Below are 19,061 nucleotides of genomic sequence, written 5' to 3'. Positions count from 1 at the left end.
TCACCCTAACCCTTAATAAATTTTGTAATCTTTTTTGGATCTGCTGCAGAATTTAAGCTATAAATCTGTTCTGTTATTTTTTCTATGGCTTCCCGTTCATTGATTTTAGCCGCTTTTTCAATTATGTCTTTACCGAAGTACCTTTCAACCGTACAGAATACTGTGGATGACCAGCCGTACTCCTCTCCTTTTTTCGAGAGCTTTTGCTGCCTTCCGCACATAGTCAGGTACATTTTCATTTGCAGATTAACTAAAGCCCTGTCAAACTTGGAGGTATCCTCCTTCGAAAAGCCGCCGATTTGTTTGATTGCATGAAGCGGCAAGGCTTCATTTTCGATGATAACGTCATAAATACGCTTAGCAAAGTGGCTCATCGTACCATCTGAGTATTCGTCCATAAAATTCCCGCCCCCCCGCCTTACTGCTAAAAAATATGGGTACCATTCTTTAGTAATATATCCACTCTTTTTGTAAAACAGCTTTGCATAAGCAATATCGTCACGTTCGTCCAAAACACGGATACGCCACTCCCAAGGGTCGGTTTCCGGATCGCCGGTATGCCAGCGAACAGGTGTGTCGTAGGGGGGAGCTTCATCCCAGCTCCATGACACTACAGAAAAAATCCCCTCGTTGTTTCCTCCGCCCATAGAAAAGCCTGCATCAAGCAGAGAATTTACAAAATCGTTATAGTTTTGAATCATATCTGTTCATCCTTCAATGTTATAAATTCATTGTCTATCCATAATGTTGCTTCCTCAGTAACAAATTTGAGTATGCAATAATTTGGGTCGTCAATCCCCCAGAAAAGTGGTTGATAAACCAATCAAGCCACATTTAAGCCTTGACCTAATAATCTTGATTTACAGATACCTTGCCCATTAAGGTTATACTGTTCCCACCGCTATAAAAGCATGCACTAGCTTTTGAATTTGTCTTAAAATGGCTTACTTTTGTAGACGATAATCCGGTTGCAACCCAAAATTTCTTTATTCCCTCTGACTTGATTTTTGAAAGCGCACAAATTATTGGATAGCCATTTTCGTTTACTGATGCAAGAGTAATCTCATTACTTTTTGCCAGCATCTCTATGGCTTTTGCTATAATTTCCATACATCTGTTCCTCCTCGTTATTTTTATCCATCATATCATCCCGAACAGGATAACAGCCTGTCTTGTTCATTTGTAGTTTTGAATAATATTTTCGGCAATACTTTTTATCTCATCACCCATATCAGTGGGCTCAATAACTTTTGCCTTCTTCCCGAAGCCCAGCAGCCAGCTTATTGTGTACTCCCGGCTGGTATAGCCGATCTCTAGCCGCAGTCTGCCGCCCTCTGTTTCAGTAAAACAATTAAAGCCGTAAGTTTCAATCAACTGATATTTCACAGATGGTTCAAACAACACCACCAGCTTTTTGTCGTCAGGCAGGTGAGCGTTAAAATCCCGCCTTTCCGACGGTATTTCACGCTGGGTATATGTTTCCTCGCACAACTGTAAATCCCACAGCCGCGCTAGCTTAAACATCCGCCAGTCCCGCCTCTCCAAACAGAATCCGAATACATACCATGACGTCCACTGAAAAATAACAAAGTATGGTTCAATCCGACGGTGTGTCTGGCCTTTTTCATAGTAATAATCAAATTCTATCAGCCTTTGCCCCAAAATGGCCTGCTTGATAAGTTTAATTTTAGGTGTCAGGCTGCCTTTATAATTGGATGCAAGGTCAATGACTATAGGCTCCCTTAAAGACACCACAGTGTCTTTGTTGGTTGACAGCTTATCAAGCGTCCGTTCAACATGAGATTTCTCGGATACGCTGCCAATCCCCTTAAGCGCTGCGATAATGCTGGAAAGCTCGTCGGTGGTGAGAATGCTTTTGTCCAGTTTATAGCCGTCGGCAATCGAAATACCTCCGCCTCCGCCCTGATGTGTTACAATGGGTATTCCTGCCTGACAAAGCGTATCAATGTCCCGCCCGATAGTGCGGCGTGTAACCTCAAACTTTTCGGCAAGCTGAGGTGCGGTTACGCGATCGTTTTTGAGAAGAATTGTGAGAATACCAAGCAGACGGTCAAGTTTCATATACTACCCTCCGATACTTTTATGCTTACCATATTATTACACTCATTGATCCATTATAGCACAAGAACACGACAACTACGTGTCATGTTCTTGTTTTTATATTGTTACGTGTAGATTTATCTTGATATAATGTTTCCGAAATCATATCCAGCTTATATATAAAAAGATATCTGATGAAGCTGGTAGCTATATTGGATATGCCCGCTTATGACCCTCATGCCTAAATTTCCAGCCTATCCCTTACAATTCCATCATGGGCAAGTTCAATAAAAAGGACACATTCTGCTGCAAAACTTAAAGAAACATCAATACAGGCAAGGCTCCGGCTTGAGAAAGAATTATTGAATCTAAATGAGACTATAAACGCTATGCTAAAAGCAATAAGGGAGGAAATTTTATTGAACAGATACCTATTAAAAATCTAGTATCCAACCAAGAGTATCAACATAACCTTTCTACTACGCATGTAAGACGTACGGTAGAAAATTTTGATGTTTATCAGATAAATCCGGTAAAAGTCAGTCGTCGTGGCGGAATCAACTATGTTTTCAATGGTCAGCACACAATTGAAATTATTGCAAATGTATCTGATTCTCGTGAAACGCCAGTTTGGTGTATGTTTATTATGATTTGGATTATGCTATAGAGGCTGATATTTTTGCCAACCAGCAAAAATATGTCAAATCGCTACTTCCATATGAAATATTTATGGCAAATGTCGAAGCAAGTAATGATGAGCAGTTAATTGTAAAATCCCTTGTAAATCTTATGGTCTGTTCATATCTTCAAATAAAGTTCTGAATCGTACTTTGCGATTATGTGTTGGAGCATAGGAGGGTGATATTCGACCAAGGAAATCAGTCGTACCGCCAAGGAACGTAATGCTGGCTCCATTGGCTATGCCGAAGCAATGCTTTTATATTATAATAAAAAAATGAAATTTCCTCTTAATTTTAGAGATTTATATAAATCAAGGCTTGCAGCACCGGATGATGCCTATATAAATTTGATGAGACCCCTCCATATTGTGATGCTAAAAGCAGCCAGCGATGCTCTCTATCTTTGTACAAATAAGGATAATTCTCCTTCCAAACTCAATTGTCATCAGCAACTAAATATAAAAAATTATCGTCCAAATTGTAGTACAGTAGTGCAAACAATATTTTAGGGTAGATACTTCTCAAGCGATTAATTTCACCCATAAGAAAACTTAACTCATTTTCAATTTCAAAGATAGGTGCAAAGCTTATAAAATGCTCTTCGGCATGTTTTTCATCCCAACCGGCATTTTCAACCATTCCACGGATAAATTGATCTTTTTTTGAAATCAAATTAACCATGCCGCATTTATTATGCGCAATAATAGCTACACACTTTACTCCGCCTATAGCTATAGCATATGATATCTTAAATTCGCTGTGTCTGAGATTTCCTCCACCTGACCGAAGAACATATGCAAAGTTATTTGGTATTTTTAGCTGTTTTCTGTTATCCATGCACATTCCTATCAATAACTGAGCATCAACATACTTATCGAAAGGTTGGGCAAAATTATGATATCTAAATAACAGTTCTATTGGTGTTCCCATATATTTCTCAAATATATCGCTTTCGTTATCCACTCTTACCAATCCATTCATATAACCCTCCATAATTGTATAGTAATATATAATTTACTTAAATATCTTTTTCTGGTAGAAATATTCTATTAATATTTATAAACTTATCCTTTATTAAATATTCCTGCTTTACTTAGCATTTTTTTATCAATCTAATATTCTTTTAAAATCCATTGCTTATTTCACAGTAAACATATATTTACTTACTTTTAATGACAATTATAAACCATACATAGGAAATTATGGGGAGTTGATAACGACCACTCCGTTCTATTTTACCGAATACTCCTGCAACAATCTTTCCTTCATCTCCCACAGTGGCCTTGACAAATCTACGTAGTATTTATGTGGGTTTTCGAACCTCTTTATCTCATCCCATAATGTATCGGTTTGCGCTTTGCAGTAGCTTTTTATTTCTCTTAACTTCGGACTTTCATATACACAGGTTCCCTTATCAAAAATCCTAACCAAAAGCCTTTTTGCAGTAAAATTTGTTACCGTCTTCCTTTTCCATGTATATTCAGGGTCAAATAGTTCATAAGGCTTGCTTTCATCAATTGTCTCATTATTTACTGTAAGCACATCTGCAATTGCTTCTCCGCTTTCCTTGTCAAAAAGTCTCCAAGCCTGTTTAAATCCCGGGTTGGTTATTTTCCCTACATTTTCACTAAGCTTTATTTTAGGAATTATTTCGCCATTTTCTTCAACTGCTGCCAACTTGTAGACCCCCCCAAACACAGGCTCTGACTTGGAAGTGATTAGTCGTTCCCCAACACCGAATAAATCCACCTGTGCACCTTGCATAAGTATATCCCTGATAATATATTCATCCAATGAATTTGACGCCACTATGCTGCAGTCGTGAAACCCCGCTTTATCCAGCATTTTTCTGGCTTCCTTCGAAAGATACGTAATATCACCGCTATCAATCCTTATTCCCTTGGGCCTGAATCCTCTCGGAACTATTTCCTCGTTAAACACTTTTATTGCATTGGGTATACCGGATTTTAACACATTGTAGGTATCTACAAGAAATGTACAATTGCCCGGATAGGTTCTTGCATAAGCACGGAAAGCCTCTAATTCAGTTTGAAACATCTGAATCCAACTGTGGGCCATTGTACCAATAGTCGGAATGTCGAACTCCTTCTCTGCTATTGTGCATGCAGTTCCAACACAGCCACCTATGTATGCAGCCCTTGCTCCATATATAGCTCCATCATAGCCTTGTGCCCTTCTTGAACCGAACTCCATAACATCTCTTCCCTGGGCAGCTCTGACAATTCGGTTTGCCTTTGTTGCTATAAGACTTTGATGATTTATTGTTAATAAAATCATAGTTTCAACAAACTGTGCTTCAATAACAGGTCCCCTTACAGTAACTACAGGCTCATTAGGAAATATTGGAGTTCCTTCAGGTATAGCCCAAACATCACAGCTGAACTTAAAATTATTAAGGTATTGCAAAAATTCTTCACCGAATAAAGCTTTACTCCTCAGGTATTCAATATCTTTATCCTCAAACTTAAGGTTTTTCAGGTACTCTATAAGCTGCTCAACTCCAGCCATTATTGCAAAACCACCATTATCAGGAACCTTCCTGAAAAACATATCAAAATACGCCTGCTTATCTTTTAACCCATTCTGAAAATACCCATTTGCCATGGTTAATTCATAAAAATCCGTGAGCATAGTTAAATTCATCTTATCCATTTATTCCACCCCTTGAACCACTTCTATTCCATTAATCATCATGTTATATAGTGCCATTACATTCATCAGATCCCCGTTATGCAGGTCTAAATCATAAGTGTCAACCGTATTTATAGGCACAATAATCCTTACTTTCTTATTCTGCATATTAAACCAGGTCTTTAGTGTTACTGCGAATTGCTGTACACATATATCGGTACAGTCACCGGTAATTACAAAAGTATTTATGTGTTCGTTTTCCTTAAGCCATTGCTGAAATACCGCTTCTTGAAAACCATTGGTAGAGTTTTTAGGAATGAGCGTATAACCTCCGAGTTCCCTGAGCTCATCAACCATTTCTCCTTCGCTGGTACCAATCATACAGTGTGCCGGATAAGCATCAAATTCCGGTGATGCTATTGTGTGGCAGTCTGCGAAAGCAAGCTTTGTAATGTGTAATTCATCGCAAGTCTTTGACAATTTCTCTATTTCAGGTATCAAGCCTTCCACTCTCGGGCTTTTTAACGCCCCTTCCCTGACAAAACCATTTATCATATCGACTATAACAAGGGCAGTTTGCTTACCCTGTAAGTCTTTAAATTGAATAGCCGGGAGCTTTGCCAGTATGTCAAAGATTTCCCCAAGAGTTTCAACACTACTTTCTATAAACTCATTTTTATTTATCATTTTCATATTAATTTCTCCTTTTACTCTGCTTCTCTACTCCAGTTCGGGTTAAACCTGAATAATTTTGAAGGCCTATGACCTGCATCCTTTGTAAACTCATTTGTTTCAATAACCATATCGGCTGTCTTTCTTCTGAAATTTGCTTTTAACAGTTCGGTATCAAGAATAACTTCATACACCTGCTGAAGCTCTGTAAGAGTAAATAACTCCGGCATAAGATTAAATGCGATATCCGTGTACTCAATTTTGCTGCGTAATCTTTCAATCGCATATTCAATAACTTTTGCATGGTCAAAAGCTATTCCGTTTGATTCAACCACTTCTCTTTCTACTTTTGTTACCCTACCCTCAACAGTCTTTATAATTCTCACTATTGCAGATAGGTTATTTTCATCATTGGATAAACTCAGTTTAAACAGTCTTTTCAAAACATGTCCATTTTCAGTTATTGTCTTTTGTTCTTAATATAACCTACAGGAAACCGTAAACCACTTTGCATCATCTGCATCGTCACTCGCCTTGATATCAAGTGTTGAACATTCAACCAAGGACATGTATGAAGTGCTTATTACTCTTGTACGTGGATCTCTGCCCACATCTCCCCATGTATAAAGCTGCTCCATATATATTTTATCAATGTTTGTTTCCTCTTTTAATTCCCTTAAAGCTGCTTCATCCAAGCTTTCATCCATTTGTGCAAATCCGCCGGGAAGAGCCCATTGTCCAATATATGGGTGGTCACCCCTTTTTATCATCAATAGTCTTAAGACTTTTTCAGGAAGTTTCCTGTAGCTTTTCTTTTCCTCATCAGTTACTGTAAAAATCAGCATATCCACTGTCACCGAAGGTCTCTCAAAATTACTTGCATCATATGTTGCCAAAAACTGTTCTTCGGTAAGACCCAATTTATTTTTTAATATATTATCCTGCATTACATCACCCTCAATTTGTTATTTATTGACTGATATTATTAATTTGATAATATCAGTATAATACTATTTATATTTTCTTGTCAATATTTTTTTGGATTTTTATAAGTACTTTTGTTTATATTATCCATTCCAGTTTCAGACCATCCTTGAATATGAAAGTTAACTTTTGCATTTGTTCTGGTATACAATATTTTCATCAGTGACCAAGCTTGGCTGGACACACAACGCATAAAAAAGTCGTAGGTTATTTGCTATACCTACGACTTTTTTAGTACCCTTGAGTACCTTACATAATTAAATTATAAAAATATGCTTATGATATTATTTTCCAAGTAGCATCATTTTCAGCTTTGCAAAGTCAATGGCATTGATTTCTCCATCCAAATTAATGTCTGCATTCACTTTATTAATGCTAATAGATGGGTCCAGCAAGTATTTTTTTAACAATGCAGAATCTATTGAATCAACATTGCCATCTTCATTTACATCTCCAATTTTTCCTTCGGGTAGGCCAATCAACTTAATATTGTCAATATTTAGAGTACCTGAATTACCGTTATTATACATAAAATGCAAGGAACCTACTTTGTATAAGTCAAAAGTTTCACTGCTATCTTGTGCAGATGGCTGATAATCCATTCTTTTTGTGAAAGATGAAAATGGAATCTCAATCGTAGTCCAAGAAGTACTAGGTTTTATGACATAAGTCCAGTGTTCTCCATCCTCTCCTTCAATCTTACTTTTTTCAGCTATAAGCAGTCTAACTTCATTTGTATTTGAGGATTTTATATCAAAGGATATTTTTTGCCATTTTTCCCAATCCTGATTTCTATGTCCATTGTCTACAACACCCCAGTATCCATTTGATGAACCTGCATATTTTATTTCCATACCGTTATTTGATTTGCCACTGGAGATCTTACATGATGCAGTAGCATCAACACCGGAATATGCCGACCACTGCATAGCACCTTCGAAATTTTCAATAAGCTGTTCCCCGTAAGCCGGTGTTGCGGGTGTATGAGGAGGATCTGGATCTGTTTCAGGTGAAGGAGTCCAATTATAGGTGGTCCCGGTAGTTAATATTGAATTTAAGATTTCCTTATCAAACTGTCTGGTATCTCTATTGTAAAATGCCATATCATTGTCAACAGAGCCAAATACTCCATTATCCCAAGCTCCACAAGAGAATCCATTTGCTGTAGCCTGATCACTTACAAAATCAAACCATTTTACAGCAGATGTTCTATCTGAATGTCCCATTACACCATATTCTCCAAGATATACAGGTATGTTATTTTTATCAGACCATTTTTTTACCTTGTTAAAAACCATTGCTATGGCATCCATATCATTTTTGGTTCCCCATGTACCCTGCCACTGGTGAGTGAAAGAGTATGGGTCATAATAGTGAAAAGTTGCTATAAGATTTTGATCGTTTGGAATTTCTAACTGGCTTAATGAATTATAGCTATTCCAGAAACCTGCTCCAATAATTACATTTCTAGTGGGATTAGTCTTTCTTATTATATTTAAAATTCTTTTGTTCATATCGTTTATCTGGCTATCTGTTATATTACCATGTGGCTCATTTAATATCTCAAAAACCAGATTTTCAGACTTGCCTTTAAAACGTTGTGCAATTTGTTCCCATATTTTTTCAAACCGGCCGATATTCTGACTATAGTTATCCATAAGCCAAGTATCATGATGAGAATTAATTACCGTCACAAATCCACGGGAAAGTGACCAATCTACTACTTTTTCAATTCTGTCTAAGAAGTTGCTGTCAATAGTATAAGGACTGTTTGCTTGTGTATGCTGATCCCAACGAATTGGAATTCTAACATGCTTGAAACCAGCCTGTTTAAAATCATCAAAATAGTACTCCTGAGCTGCCTTTGACCAAGAACCTTCCGTTGGTGCGTCGAACGTATTTCCAAGGTTCATTCCTATTCCCATCTTTTTTACCATATCCTGAGAACTGGTAGCGCTATAGACAGACATAGGTAACAAGCTCATAATAATACTGCACGATATAATCAGTGCTAATATCTTTTTCATTAATAATCCCCCCTGTATTAATTTTACAAATTATCTAATTTAATTATATAAACTGACAACTTTGAATGCAATTCTAACATAGCACTCAATTGTAATATATTACTCAATTATTAAAAATTCTTATACCACAGAAGTACCTATATGTGTTATGATTATATTAATATCAGAAATTGTCTCATACATTATTTAATTTTAAGAAGCATGGAGACGTAGAACAAAGAAAGTGCTTTTTAACATTATCAAAGAATAAAAATTAGTACTATTTAAAACCTGATAAGGAAGATAGTATGATTAATGACAATCAATCAATATTTAATCCCTATATTATTGAGGTTTATTGCATCAACGAAAAAAATGTCCCCTATCCTGTAGAAACCCATTTTGAAGAGAGAGTTGTCAAGTTCTATGAGCTTGAACTAATTACAGGAGGAAATGGAACTATTATTACCAACGGTGAAACTGCTAAAGCCTCAAAAGGAGATGTGTTTTTAAGAGAGCCCGGCACAATAGTTGAAGGATATTCTGGCTATTATTTTATTGTCATTATGTTTGACGCTTTTTATGATATATCCAGAAAAGGTATTTACGCAAGCTCTTCCCCTTACTGGATTACAAATGAAAAAGAAATGCTTTCCAATATTGGATTTTTCAAAGACGTGCCTTATAAACTTACAACTTTTAATTATGAGATTGAGTACTTATTCAAATCCGTATTCAATGAGTTTATCAAAAATCAGCAGAATTGCCAGTTGATTTTGAAAGCGCACCTTATGAACATATTAAATCTCTTACTTGTATCCCCCGAAAACACTATTAAAAGAATCAATACACGGTCTTTTGAAAATAATTATGAAATAATAAAGTCTTCAAAAAAGTACATAGATAACAACCTACATAAGGATTTAACCTTGTTAGATCTTGCCGAAAGATGTGGAGTTAGTAAAAATTTCTATTGTAAGATATTCAAAAGCATAATCGGACTATCACCATTTGATTATATTATTCAAAGCAGGATGAATACCGCAAAAAGATTATTGACTACAACGAATATGAAAATATCTGATATAAGTATTATGTGTGGCATAAACAACATAACATACTTCCATAAGCTTTTTAAAAAACATGTTAATATGACTCCTGCAAATTTTCGTGAAAGATTCGGTTTCACAAAAGCAAAATACAAATTGTGAAAGCTTTTATTTAAATGTAATAAACTAAGCATGAAAGAATACCTTGTCTTTCATGCTTTTACATTTTACTCTATAACACCTTGTTAGTGGACATACGAAAAGGATTCATTATTAATATTTATTTTTTTGGTGACTTTCTTCTGTTACTCCTGAAATAGCCATTTGGGTCTGGTTTTCCGCCAACAGCTTTCCTTGTTTTATCCTTATGTTCTGCCGGTTCCGTTATAGTTAAGGTATAAGGGTGGTCTTCAATTACAGGTATTGACTTGGATATGAGTTTTTCAATATCTTTCAGATATGGCTTTTCATCCGCATCACAAAAAGAAAGTGCTACTCCACCTAATCCAGCTCTTCCGGTACGTCCAATCCGATGAACATACGTTTCAGGTATATTAGGCAAGTCATAATTAATTACATATGACAATCCTTCCACATCAATTCCCCTGGCAGCTATGTCCGTCGCTACTAAGACCCTTGTCTTTTTGTCTTTAAAATTATTTAGTGCCCTTTGTCGTGCTCCCTGTGACTTATTCCCGTGAATAGCCTCCGCATGTATCCTTACTTTAGCAAGTTCTTTTACAATTTTATCAGCTCCATGTTTTGTTCGTGAAAACACCAGTGCAGAAGTTATGGATTTGTTTTTTAAAAGTTGAGTAAGTAGTAGTTTCTTGTCTTTTTTCCCTACAAAATATACTGCTTGCTCAATAATGTCAACTGTCGATGAAATAGGAGTAACTGCCACTTTTACAGGATCCGTTAATATAGAGTCTATCAGCTTTGAAACATCCGGCGGCATGGTTGCAGAAAATAACATCGTTTGCCTTATTTTAGGCAAGTGTGATATGATTCTTTTTACGTCAGCCACAAGCCCCATATCAAGCATGCGGTCTGCCTCATCAAGCACAAAGAACTTTATATGATGAAGGTTTATATATTTCTGATTAATTAAATCAAGTAATCTGCCGGGAGTTGCAATCAGAATATCTACTCCTTCTTCTAAAGCATCTGTCTGAGGCTTCTGTGACACTCCCCCAAAAATCACGCTATTTTTAAGACCTAAATATTGTCCGTAAACTGTGAAACTTTCTCCAATTTGGACTGCCAACTCGCGTGTCGGAGTTAATATTAAGGCCTTAATCCTTCTAAGTTCTTTTGAATCCCTTTGTTCTACAGAAAGCATTTGCAGTATGGGAATAGCAAATGCCGCTGTCTTTCCTGTTCCGGTCTGAGCACACCCGACCAGATCTTTTCCTTCAAGCAGGAGCGGAATAGTCTGTTTCTGTATATCGGTAGGTGCAGTATATCCTTCCGCCATTAGTGCCTTCTGAATTGGCGAAATGAGATTTAATTCATCAAATAACATTTTTTCTCCTTTTATGATTACCCTTGTACCAGAATTTACATTCATATCATTAGTTGCCTTTTCTTGTTTTTGTGCTGCTATAACATATATTTCACAATGTTATTAAGTTTTTACCTTAATAATGAACAACTTCCAACTCAACCTTTTACTCCGTGCAGAACTTCATTTTTGCCACCGCACCCGGGAAGTTTCTTAAGTGTAAAACCTGCGGATATGAGGGCACTTTTCACAGCACCTGCTACAGTAAAGGTGGCACAGGTGCCTCCAGTTTTTGTTTTTTCCCCAATCTCCATAAGCAACTCCGGGCGCCATATTGAAGGATTTTTTTTGGGACTGTGCCCATCAAGAAACCAGACGTCGCAGAGCTTTTCCAAGGCATTCACCATTTCAAGGGCTTCACCTATCCAAAGATTAATCTCAAGCGTTCCAAATGATTGCTGTATTTTCATTGAGTGCCAGCCGGATACCGAGATATCAATACTCCGATATGCTTCCACAAGTGTATGAATCCCCTCACCGACCCGATCTTTAAATCCGTTTAGGATATCTAGCATTCTCTCAGGACTCAAGGGATACAATTCAACTGAATTATATTCTATAGAAACATTTTTCAAACCGCTCTTCTCCATAAATTCCATAAGTGAAAGTACCACGCGTCCAGCGCCAAAACCTGTTTCACCAATTATAAAAGGGGTTTTCGATTCTATCCCCATAATAATCCGTTCAATAAGATTATTATTCCTGAAATAAATCTGCTGTGCTTCGTCCAGCGCATTAACTACATCAAAATATCGATCATCAAACTGCTCGTTCACAAGATATGATGGTATTAACATATATCACATTTTCCTTATCCCCAAATAGTTTATATAGTAATTTAAGCCATAACCTGCATAGGATTTACTTCAATTAAAAGCTGTATTTAACGTCTCTTAAGCAAAGACCCTTTGGCTGAGCCATTGGTACAGCTTCTGTGCGTTTTTTTTCATTTAATATTTTTTGAACGTCTATGGCTTTTATCTTATTTTTCCCTACCTCCAGAAGAGCCCCAACAACCAACCTTGCCATGTGCAGCAAGAAATCATTACCATTTATTATAATCTCAATTACCATGCCATTTTCAATAATATCTAAGGAATTTATAGTTCTTATAGTGGATTTCGAGCCCTCTTTTAAACTGGTAAAGCTCTGAAAATCATGAGTTCCAATTAAATATTCAGCCGCATTTTTCATTTGAACAAGATCAAGCTTCTCTTCTGAGTGAAATGAATATTTTCTATTGAATACATTTCTGAATTTTCCCTTAGTAATACTATATACATAAGTTTTTGCTTTCGCATTGTGCTGCGCATGGAATCTTTCATCTACCTCCTCAACTGACCTTACAACAATGTCCTGAGGCAAGAATTCGTATAGATGATTTAATATTAGTTTGGGCGACATCCTTGAATTTGTATGAAAATTTGCCACGTAGTTCTCAGCATGAGTGCCAGCATCTGTCCTTCCACACCCAATTACTTGGATTTCTTCTCCAGACATCTTCGAAAGCACTGTTTCAATCTTTCCCTGAATTGAAAGGTCACTATCTTTGAGCTTTTGCCAACCCTTATATTTGCTTCCATCGTATTGGACTATTATTTTATAATTTTTCATTTTGCTCCCTTTTAAAGCTATATTTTTACTGCTATAAGAGTTCCTTATTTGTATATTACCCTAGACAATCCAGCTTTTATAATAATACTACATTATTTTATTAACTTGTTCAAATTCAAAATATTATTCAGCATAAGCACGATGGATTATTCAAGTCATTTTTGCTCTGTTTCCAGATCCCAATCGTTGACTATACATATAAACGTCAGGCTAATCCTGTAATCTCTTCATAATCGACCTTCTCAGAAATAATTATTGAATTACCTATAACTTGTTAGATTATTTGACACATTATTATATATGTGCTAAAATGGAAAAGTATTTAAAAGCGATGATTATTTGCACATATTTTTGTAAATGATTTTAACATTAAAATCGTTTACAAAAGTATGTGCTTTTGTTTTTGCAACGAAATATAATATAATTTATGGAGGTACCAACATGAATACTGGTATAGTAAAATGGTTTAACGCAGAAAAAGGATTTGGGTTTATTACCGTGGATGGTGGAGAAGATGTATTCGTTCATTTTTCTTCAATCCAGTCAAGTGGATACAAAAGCTTGGATGAAGGTCAAAGAGTGAACTTTGATATCGAAAAAGGTCAACGTGGTCTTCAAGCAACTAATGTTTATCTTGCTTAAATTTCCGTTGAATAAGGCTATCTCTTTATGAGGTAGCTTTTTTGATTTAATGTGTGCAAAAACTATAAAATAGGAGGTATTTGGATGAAATTAAGTGAAATAAAGCCCGAAGATGTATTAACTGTTTTTGATAAGCCAAGTAGAAATATTCGTGAGCGGCAAGGCAAATATGTATCAGGAAATGCTAACTTTCTAACTATTCAATTCCTATATTATAAAGACAGTCTTTCACTATCCGATTTAATGCTTGGAAAAGTTACACTATTTAAAGATAAGGAAGCTGTGACCTTATTTTGATTGCATAACTAATGATTGTGAGTGACTACATTGCGGTGGCAAGTCATATCAATGATTTGAGAATATTCATTCTGCTCCTCTTACAAATAGTTAGGAATTCAAACAAAGATAAATAATACAGTAAATGCTATTGCTAATGTGTCCTGAACGGTACTTGGGTTGACACTCCTCTGGGAAATATTAAGTTTTGTTTATTCAGCACTTCCAATATGGAGGTGCCTTTCTATGTCAAACCGGCGCCTGGTCTGATATCTTTCTTTTGCCCTCATCGCCGGGCGGGCTAGACCCTACTTGCATATGCTGGATTATCTCCATCAACCTACCAGTCAGGACAATTGGAATCAGCTTACTCTCACATGGAAAAGCGTGGTTCCAGATATCTACGTTACGCATTATTCAATGCAGTCAAATTCGTTTGTCACTGGGACCCAACTTTCGCAGCATATCTCAAAAAGAAACGTAGTGAAGTCAAACATTACAATGTCGCTATTTCACATGCTGCAAAAAAGCTTGTAAGAGTTATATACCATCTTGAAGAAACAAAGCAGGTATACATAAAGGCTGCTTAACACTTTTTCTAAATACTAATTTTTTTAATCACCTATAGCAGATGCTCTATTCGTCATGGAGTTTTTAAAGTTCATAATTATCTAAATATATTTCTGCACTTTATTTTTGAAAATATCATTTTAAGACTTACATACAATTAGTGCTAATAAACTTTTCTTTCTAATACTTTTCGCCATATTCTTTCTCATTTATATTTTTTTATAGATACTCTGAAGAATTTATTTCCAGAGATCCATCCTATCTTTTACAGTCTTTGTAAATTGTGTCTCAAGTTCCCTCACACCAGCCTCTTCCATTTCTTTAACGAATTTCATCCATATTCCATCAAACTCTCCAAATTTAGCTATAATAAGCTTTGGACAGTATTTCTTGCTAATTTCAGTAACTTTATTAGCTGTAGCCGTCCATTCATTACTCATACTACTTTCAATCTTCCAAGCAGCACCATATGGTTTAACGGGGAACTCACCTTTTTGGGGGTATAGGTCCTTCCAGAATTTTACTCCGTATGCAGTAAGTATGTCTTTTTCCGTTTGAGTATAGTTTTTTGAAAGCTCCTCAATTGTGCTTACAGATAACGGATTCCCTGTCGAGTCCCTATAAGCAGTACCATACCTTGGCCATGGATATACATACAAACCAATACCGGTTTTCCTTCCAAACCCTTCATCCTCATTCCTTTGCTTCAATATTTGTGGAAGGAATACACGCTTACCCTTATTGTCATATGTCCAGTGAACACCTTTAATACCCCAATTTGTCAATATCTGAGCTTCTTCCCCTGCCATCCAATTTAGGAACTGCATTGCTCTAATCTTGTCCTTACATTTTGAAGTAATTGCCATTCCAGAACCAAAACCTATATATCCTTTATTCTGATACTCAGGGTACTTGATATTTTCGTTTAATGTACATGGATATCTACCATACATCCTATCTTCTAGACCGGCACTTCGTAATGCTTTATGAACTTCTCCTTCATAATTCCAGGAGGCATCTATGATTCCTAATACTCTACCGGATGAAAGCTTTGCCTTATACTGCTCAACCTGCTGCGTAAAGCTTTCCTTATCAATTAGGTTTTGATTCCACATTCCATTCAACCATTTAAAATATTCCTTATTGGAATCTGTTATGATATGGCGCTTTGCTTCAATTGGATTTAGCTTAATAGCCCATTCGTCGTCGGTATAACCTGTGGCAAGGTTAGCCGGATTGCTAATTGATATAAAATAACCCCAGTCATTTCCATTTAAAAGAAGGGGGATTGTGGGTCGTTCTTTTCCATATTTTCCCTTGAATGTAGGATGCTTTGCATAATAACTCTTTATAGCATTTTCAAAATCTTTAAGGGTCTTGATTTTTGGATAACCCTCTTCTTTTACAACTGCATGCTGTAAACAGAAGCCACTGACAGGATCACCATCTTCATCTCCGACTCCAAAATCCCCCAAACAAAAAATATTGGGGTCTTGCTGGCTCCATTTAAGTCTCTTTAATTCATTTCCGTATAGCTTTTTAATATTAGGCCCATATTGATTAATGAGGTCATCTAACTTTTCTACCGCATTGACATCCAGCAAAAGATTCAAGTATGTCTTTGCAAATATCATATCCGGCAAATCACCACTGGCCGCCATAAGAGAAATTCTCTGTTTAGCATCACCTACAGCATTTTCGATTTTTAGAGAAACTCCCGTACGCTCAGTAATTTTTTTTGCCACCGGAGTATCCCAATTATCGGTGTAAGTGCTTGTTTCTCCAATATATACAGAGAAGCTAATAGGAGTTGTAGGCATATCCTTTGATGCTGACTTAGATGAATCTATACTGACGGAATCAAGTGTTTTTGTACGCACTGACCCACAGCCTGAATACGAAACCAGTACCATCACTACTACCAATATAAAGCCTAAAACTCTTTTCACAAGTAATCCTCCTATTCCCACTAATGTAATGTTTTTTCCGCATTATTGTGGAATTTAGTGAATATGTTCTATTCCTATGCTTTTCCGGGGAAAGCAGATATTATACCTAGTAAATACTGTTTCATTTGTGCTAAATCAATTGCATCCACCGCACCGCTTCCGTCTAAATCAGCCAATGCCGTATTTTCAATTGCTTCACCAAGCAGATGCTTCTTTATCAACATTAAGTCTAACGAATCTATTGACGCATCACCATTTATATCTCCCAACTTACCTACAGGAATTACTTTTGTATTAAACTTAAACCAATCTAAATTCATTAAGTATCCGCTTTCTCCGGTAAATTTGAGATATACGTCATGTTTTCCGGTCACTTGGCTGACATTGCAGGTTGCATTAGTCCAAGTCTGCCATCCCCCGGTACCTGGAACGGCGCAATTCCCTATTAATGTTCCTGTCAGACTATCTAGACGAAGCTCTATATTTCCGCCATTGGTTGCACTGCCTGCACTAGCCTCAAAACTTGCAGCACCGCTTCCGAAATCTACATTTTTGAAAACAAGATAATCTTCGTTTTCTATATAGCCTACATTCTTTCCATTACCGTCACTATTTGCTTCAGTCTGAGTTCCTGATTGGTCATAGTAATTCTCCGCTTCTATTTTATTGAAAGCATCTATCGGTTCTACTACAACTGGAGCTGTGTTTCCTACAAAGGTTGTAATACTTTGAGCAGGAAGTTGAGCTGTAAAGGAACCATTTGTTACTGCGATATTGGCTCCAGCTGCCATATTTCTGCTGCTGTCAGTTACATATGAAACTACACTTGATGCTGAGCCATTCTGAAAGTTAAACTTTTGACTTACCGCAGCGGTACCTGTATTTATTGCAACAATAACCGCTTTATTGTCGCCTGTATATGCCGAAACATAAACATTTGTATTTGGAGTAGCTGTTGCATCAACTCTTTTATAGCCGGGACGGATGAATTTTGCGAATTGACCGAGTACATATGCTCTTTTGTAGATTGTACCTGAAGAAGTAGCTAAACCATTTGGCCAAGTTATCCACCAATATATATAGGCATTCATGTTTCCAGTTACCATGCTGTCATGAATTTCCTTAGACATATTCATAATATTTCCTGTAGTATCATCATCAAAATATTTCTCTGTCATCCAGAGCTCTTTTCCTGCTGATTTTTGTTGGTATAGAGGATACGCCATATTATTAACACTTGTACCATAAAAGTGGCATCCAAGAACATCCATATTATCAAGAGCCGTAGCATCGTTTAAAATTGGATCTGACATATTTTTCAGAAATTGAAATGACTCCGGTGCCATTACCCTGCAATTAATTGATCCAGCATTATTTTTCATAAAGTTAAGCATTTCTTGTGGAGTCCACCAAGTCCAATCTTGTGCATAATCAGGCTCATTTTGGACAGAAATAGCATACAAATCAACACCATTATCCTTCATGTATTTAACATAAGCGTTAAGATACTGCGCATATTCGGTGTACTTATCGTATCTCAATCGTTGCGCACTTGAATCACCACTTTTAGAAAAGTTTTCTTGCATTGAAGCCGGGGGATTCCATGGTGAAGCAAAAACAATAGCTCCCTTTGCACTTGCCTTTTTAGCATTAGCAAGCTCTGGTGACCATTTACTAAAGTTACCAGTCTTCCATGCATCACCTATTCCCTCTTCAATACGCAATCTTAAAATACTGTACCCCAGATCTCCATAGAGAGAATTCATAACATAATCGCTAATTGTTCCACACCATGCACTAGATGCACCAAACCCTCTTATTTCTTGTTTTGTGCTTCCTAAATTCACTGTTACATCACTTGCCGCCGAAACTCCTGCTGGTGCAGACACCATGAACAATGCAGACATAATTATTGAAGAAACCAATACTTTACTGATTGTTTTTTTCATATTCTTAAACATTAGCTTATCATCCTTTCATATTTTTTATATGTAAAAACGTAGCATCCGAACAAGACTCACGTCCTTACTGTTTATAAACTACCATCTGCATTCAAATCCCTACTGTAATATCATTCTCTACAGGGAAATGGTTAATTGAACTAATAAGATAGCATTATTATGGAATTTAACCTTTATTTAGACCCTATTTGAGTATTTATTGTTTAAATTTACCAAATATATATTTAATTTCGTGAAAATAATTGTAAAATTATACTATATAGTAATAAAATAACATAAGTACTTATTAAGTAATACCGTAAAAATCCAAGCACTTTATATGTAAAAATCCGACATTAAAAATTAACAGAATTGTTTATAATTTTACATCATTTTCCGATA

The 19,061-nt window shown here is 36.4% G+C and carries 19 protein-coding genes and 1 pseudogene; 6 read left to right on the top strand and 14 right to left on the bottom strand.

Going from position 1 to position 19,061, the window contains the following annotated elements; genetic code table 11:
* Positions 1 to 5: 5 nt before the first annotated feature.
* The 3 genes from P0092_RS03060 to P0092_RS03050 all read right to left on the bottom strand — a co-directional run bounded on the left by P0092_RS03060 (position 6) and on the right by P0092_RS03050 (position 2,082).
* Complete coding sequence (locus P0092_RS03060) at positions 6 to 701, bottom strand: AlkZ-related protein (RefSeq protein ID WP_004618977.1); 696 nt, start codon at positions 699 to 701, stop codon at positions 6 to 8.
* A gap of 145 nt (positions 702 to 846) precedes the next feature.
* The gene (locus P0092_RS03055; protein ID WP_199398944.1) at positions 847 to 1,110 is read right to left on the bottom strand and encodes a pyridoxamine 5'-phosphate oxidase family protein; all 264 of its coding nucleotides are present in this window, start codon (positions 1,108 to 1,110) and stop codon (positions 847 to 849) included.
* 66 nt (positions 1,111 to 1,176) lie between these two features.
* Complete coding sequence (locus tag P0092_RS03050; RefSeq protein WP_004618978.1) at positions 1,177 to 2,082, bottom strand: helix-turn-helix transcriptional regulator; 906 nt, start codon at positions 2,080 to 2,082, stop codon at positions 1,177 to 1,179.
* A 397-nt stretch (positions 2,083 to 2,479) separates the two neighbouring features.
* On the opposite strand from P0092_RS03050, the gene P0092_RS22215 reads away from it, so the two are divergent.
* Together P0092_RS22215 and P0092_RS22210 are read left to right on the top strand one after the other, a co-directional pair.
* Positions 2,480 to 2,728: a DUF6551 family protein gene (locus tag P0092_RS22215; RefSeq protein WP_479692164.1), complete on the top strand. Its 249-nt coding sequence runs from the start codon at positions 2,480 to 2,482 to the stop codon at positions 2,726 to 2,728.
* Positions 2,692 to 2,883 (top strand): hypothetical protein, encoded by a 192-nt coding sequence (locus P0092_RS22210; RefSeq protein WP_051132002.1) that lies wholly within the window; start codon positions 2,692 to 2,694, stop codon positions 2,881 to 2,883. The genes P0092_RS22215 and P0092_RS22210 overlap by 37 nt, the downstream gene beginning before the upstream one ends.
* 293 nt (positions 2,884 to 3,176) lie before the next feature.
* Here P0092_RS22210 and P0092_RS03040 read toward each other — a convergent pair whose 3' ends face one another.
* The 6 genes from P0092_RS03040 to P0092_RS03020 all read right to left on the bottom strand — a co-directional run bounded on the left by P0092_RS03040 (position 3,177) and on the right by P0092_RS03020 (position 9,076).
* Entirely contained in the window at positions 3,177 to 3,722 is a 546-nt protein-coding gene (locus P0092_RS03040) for a carbonic anhydrase (protein ID WP_004618979.1), read from the bottom strand.
* Between the two features lie 249 nt (positions 3,723 to 3,971).
* Positions 3,972 to 5,414 carry a nicotinate phosphoribosyltransferase gene (locus tag P0092_RS03035; RefSeq protein ID WP_004618980.1) on the bottom strand — a complete coding sequence of 481 codons (1,443 nt, stop codon included), beginning with the start codon at positions 5,412 to 5,414 and terminating at the stop codon, positions 3,972 to 3,974.
* The gene (locus P0092_RS03030) at positions 5,415 to 6,086 is read right to left on the bottom strand and encodes a cysteine hydrolase family protein (protein ID WP_276187062.1); all 672 of its coding nucleotides are present in this window, start codon (positions 6,084 to 6,086) and stop codon (positions 5,415 to 5,417) included.
* A gap of 14 nt (positions 6,087 to 6,100) precedes the next feature.
* Positions 6,101 to 6,508: an NUDIX hydrolase gene (locus P0092_RS22205; RefSeq protein ID WP_479692051.1), complete on the bottom strand. Its 408-nt coding sequence runs from the start codon at positions 6,506 to 6,508 to the stop codon at positions 6,101 to 6,103.
* Between the two features lie 33 nt (positions 6,509 to 6,541).
* Positions 6,542 to 7,012: an NUDIX domain-containing protein gene (locus tag P0092_RS22200; RefSeq protein WP_479692052.1), complete on the bottom strand. Its 471-nt coding sequence runs from the start codon at positions 7,010 to 7,012 to the stop codon at positions 6,542 to 6,544.
* Between the two features lie 321 nt (positions 7,013 to 7,333).
* Positions 7,334 to 9,076, bottom strand: a complete 1,743-nt coding sequence (locus P0092_RS03020; protein ID WP_004618982.1) for a CIA30 family protein — start codon at positions 9,074 to 9,076, stop codon at positions 7,334 to 7,336.
* 287 nt (positions 9,077 to 9,363) lie between these two features.
* On the opposite strand from P0092_RS03020, the gene P0092_RS03015 reads away from it, so the two are divergent.
* Entirely contained in the window at positions 9,364 to 10,266 is a 903-nt protein-coding gene (locus P0092_RS03015) for an AraC family transcriptional regulator (protein WP_004618983.1), read from the top strand.
* A gap of 118 nt (positions 10,267 to 10,384) precedes the next feature.
* Here P0092_RS03015 and P0092_RS03010 read toward each other — a convergent pair whose 3' ends face one another.
* The 3 genes from P0092_RS03010 to truA form a co-directional block, all read right to left on the bottom strand.
* Positions 10,385 to 11,629 (bottom strand): DEAD/DEAH box helicase, encoded by a 1,245-nt coding sequence (locus P0092_RS03010; RefSeq protein WP_004618984.1) that lies wholly within the window; start codon positions 11,627 to 11,629, stop codon positions 10,385 to 10,387.
* A 137-nt stretch (positions 11,630 to 11,766) separates the two neighbouring features.
* Positions 11,767 to 12,465 (bottom strand): tRNA (5-methylaminomethyl-2-thiouridine)(34)-methyltransferase MnmC2, encoded by a 699-nt coding sequence (mnmC2, locus tag P0092_RS03005; RefSeq protein WP_004618985.1) that lies wholly within the window; start codon positions 12,463 to 12,465, stop codon positions 11,767 to 11,769.
* A gap of 73 nt (positions 12,466 to 12,538) precedes the next feature.
* Entirely contained in the window at positions 12,539 to 13,282 is a 744-nt protein-coding gene (truA, locus tag P0092_RS03000; RefSeq protein WP_004618986.1) for a tRNA pseudouridine(38-40) synthase TruA, read from the bottom strand.
* Positions 13,283 to 13,723: 441 nt separating this feature from the next.
* Between truA and P0092_RS02995 the strand changes: the two genes are divergently transcribed.
* From P0092_RS02995 to P0092_RS02985, 3 genes and pseudogenes are all read left to right on the top strand, one after another.
* Entirely contained in the window at positions 13,724 to 13,924 is a 201-nt protein-coding gene (locus P0092_RS02995; protein WP_004618987.1) for a cold-shock protein, read from the top strand.
* 84 nt (positions 13,925 to 14,008) lie between these two features.
* Complete coding sequence (locus P0092_RS02990; RefSeq protein ID WP_004618988.1) at positions 14,009 to 14,221, top strand: hypothetical protein; 213 nt, start codon at positions 14,009 to 14,011, stop codon at positions 14,219 to 14,221.
* A gap of 287 nt (positions 14,222 to 14,508) precedes the next feature.
* Positions 14,509 to 14,790, top strand: a pseudogene (locus P0092_RS02985) (transposase); the annotation flags it as partial.
* Between the two features lie 219 nt (positions 14,791 to 15,009).
* Here the strand turns inward: P0092_RS02985 and P0092_RS02980 are convergent.
* Together P0092_RS02980 and P0092_RS02975 are read right to left on the bottom strand one after the other, a co-directional pair.
* The gene (locus P0092_RS02980) at positions 15,010 to 16,719 is read right to left on the bottom strand and encodes an ABC transporter substrate-binding protein (RefSeq protein ID WP_004618989.1); all 1,710 of its coding nucleotides are present in this window, start codon (positions 16,717 to 16,719) and stop codon (positions 15,010 to 15,012) included.
* A 74-nt stretch (positions 16,720 to 16,793) separates the two neighbouring features.
* Positions 16,794 to 18,680 carry a carbohydrate-binding protein gene (locus tag P0092_RS02975; protein WP_004618990.1) on the bottom strand — a complete coding sequence of 629 codons (1,887 nt, stop codon included), beginning with the start codon at positions 18,678 to 18,680 and terminating at the stop codon, positions 16,794 to 16,796.
* Positions 18,681 to 19,061: the final 381 nt, after the last annotated feature.

The sequence above is a fragment of the Ruminiclostridium papyrosolvens DSM 2782 genome (assembly GCF_029318685.1).
GTDB classification, from domain to species: domain Bacteria; phylum Bacillota; class Clostridia; order Acetivibrionales; family DSM-1351; genus Ruminiclostridium; species Ruminiclostridium papyrosolvens.
This window is presented reverse-complemented; position numbering and strand designations above follow the sequence as displayed.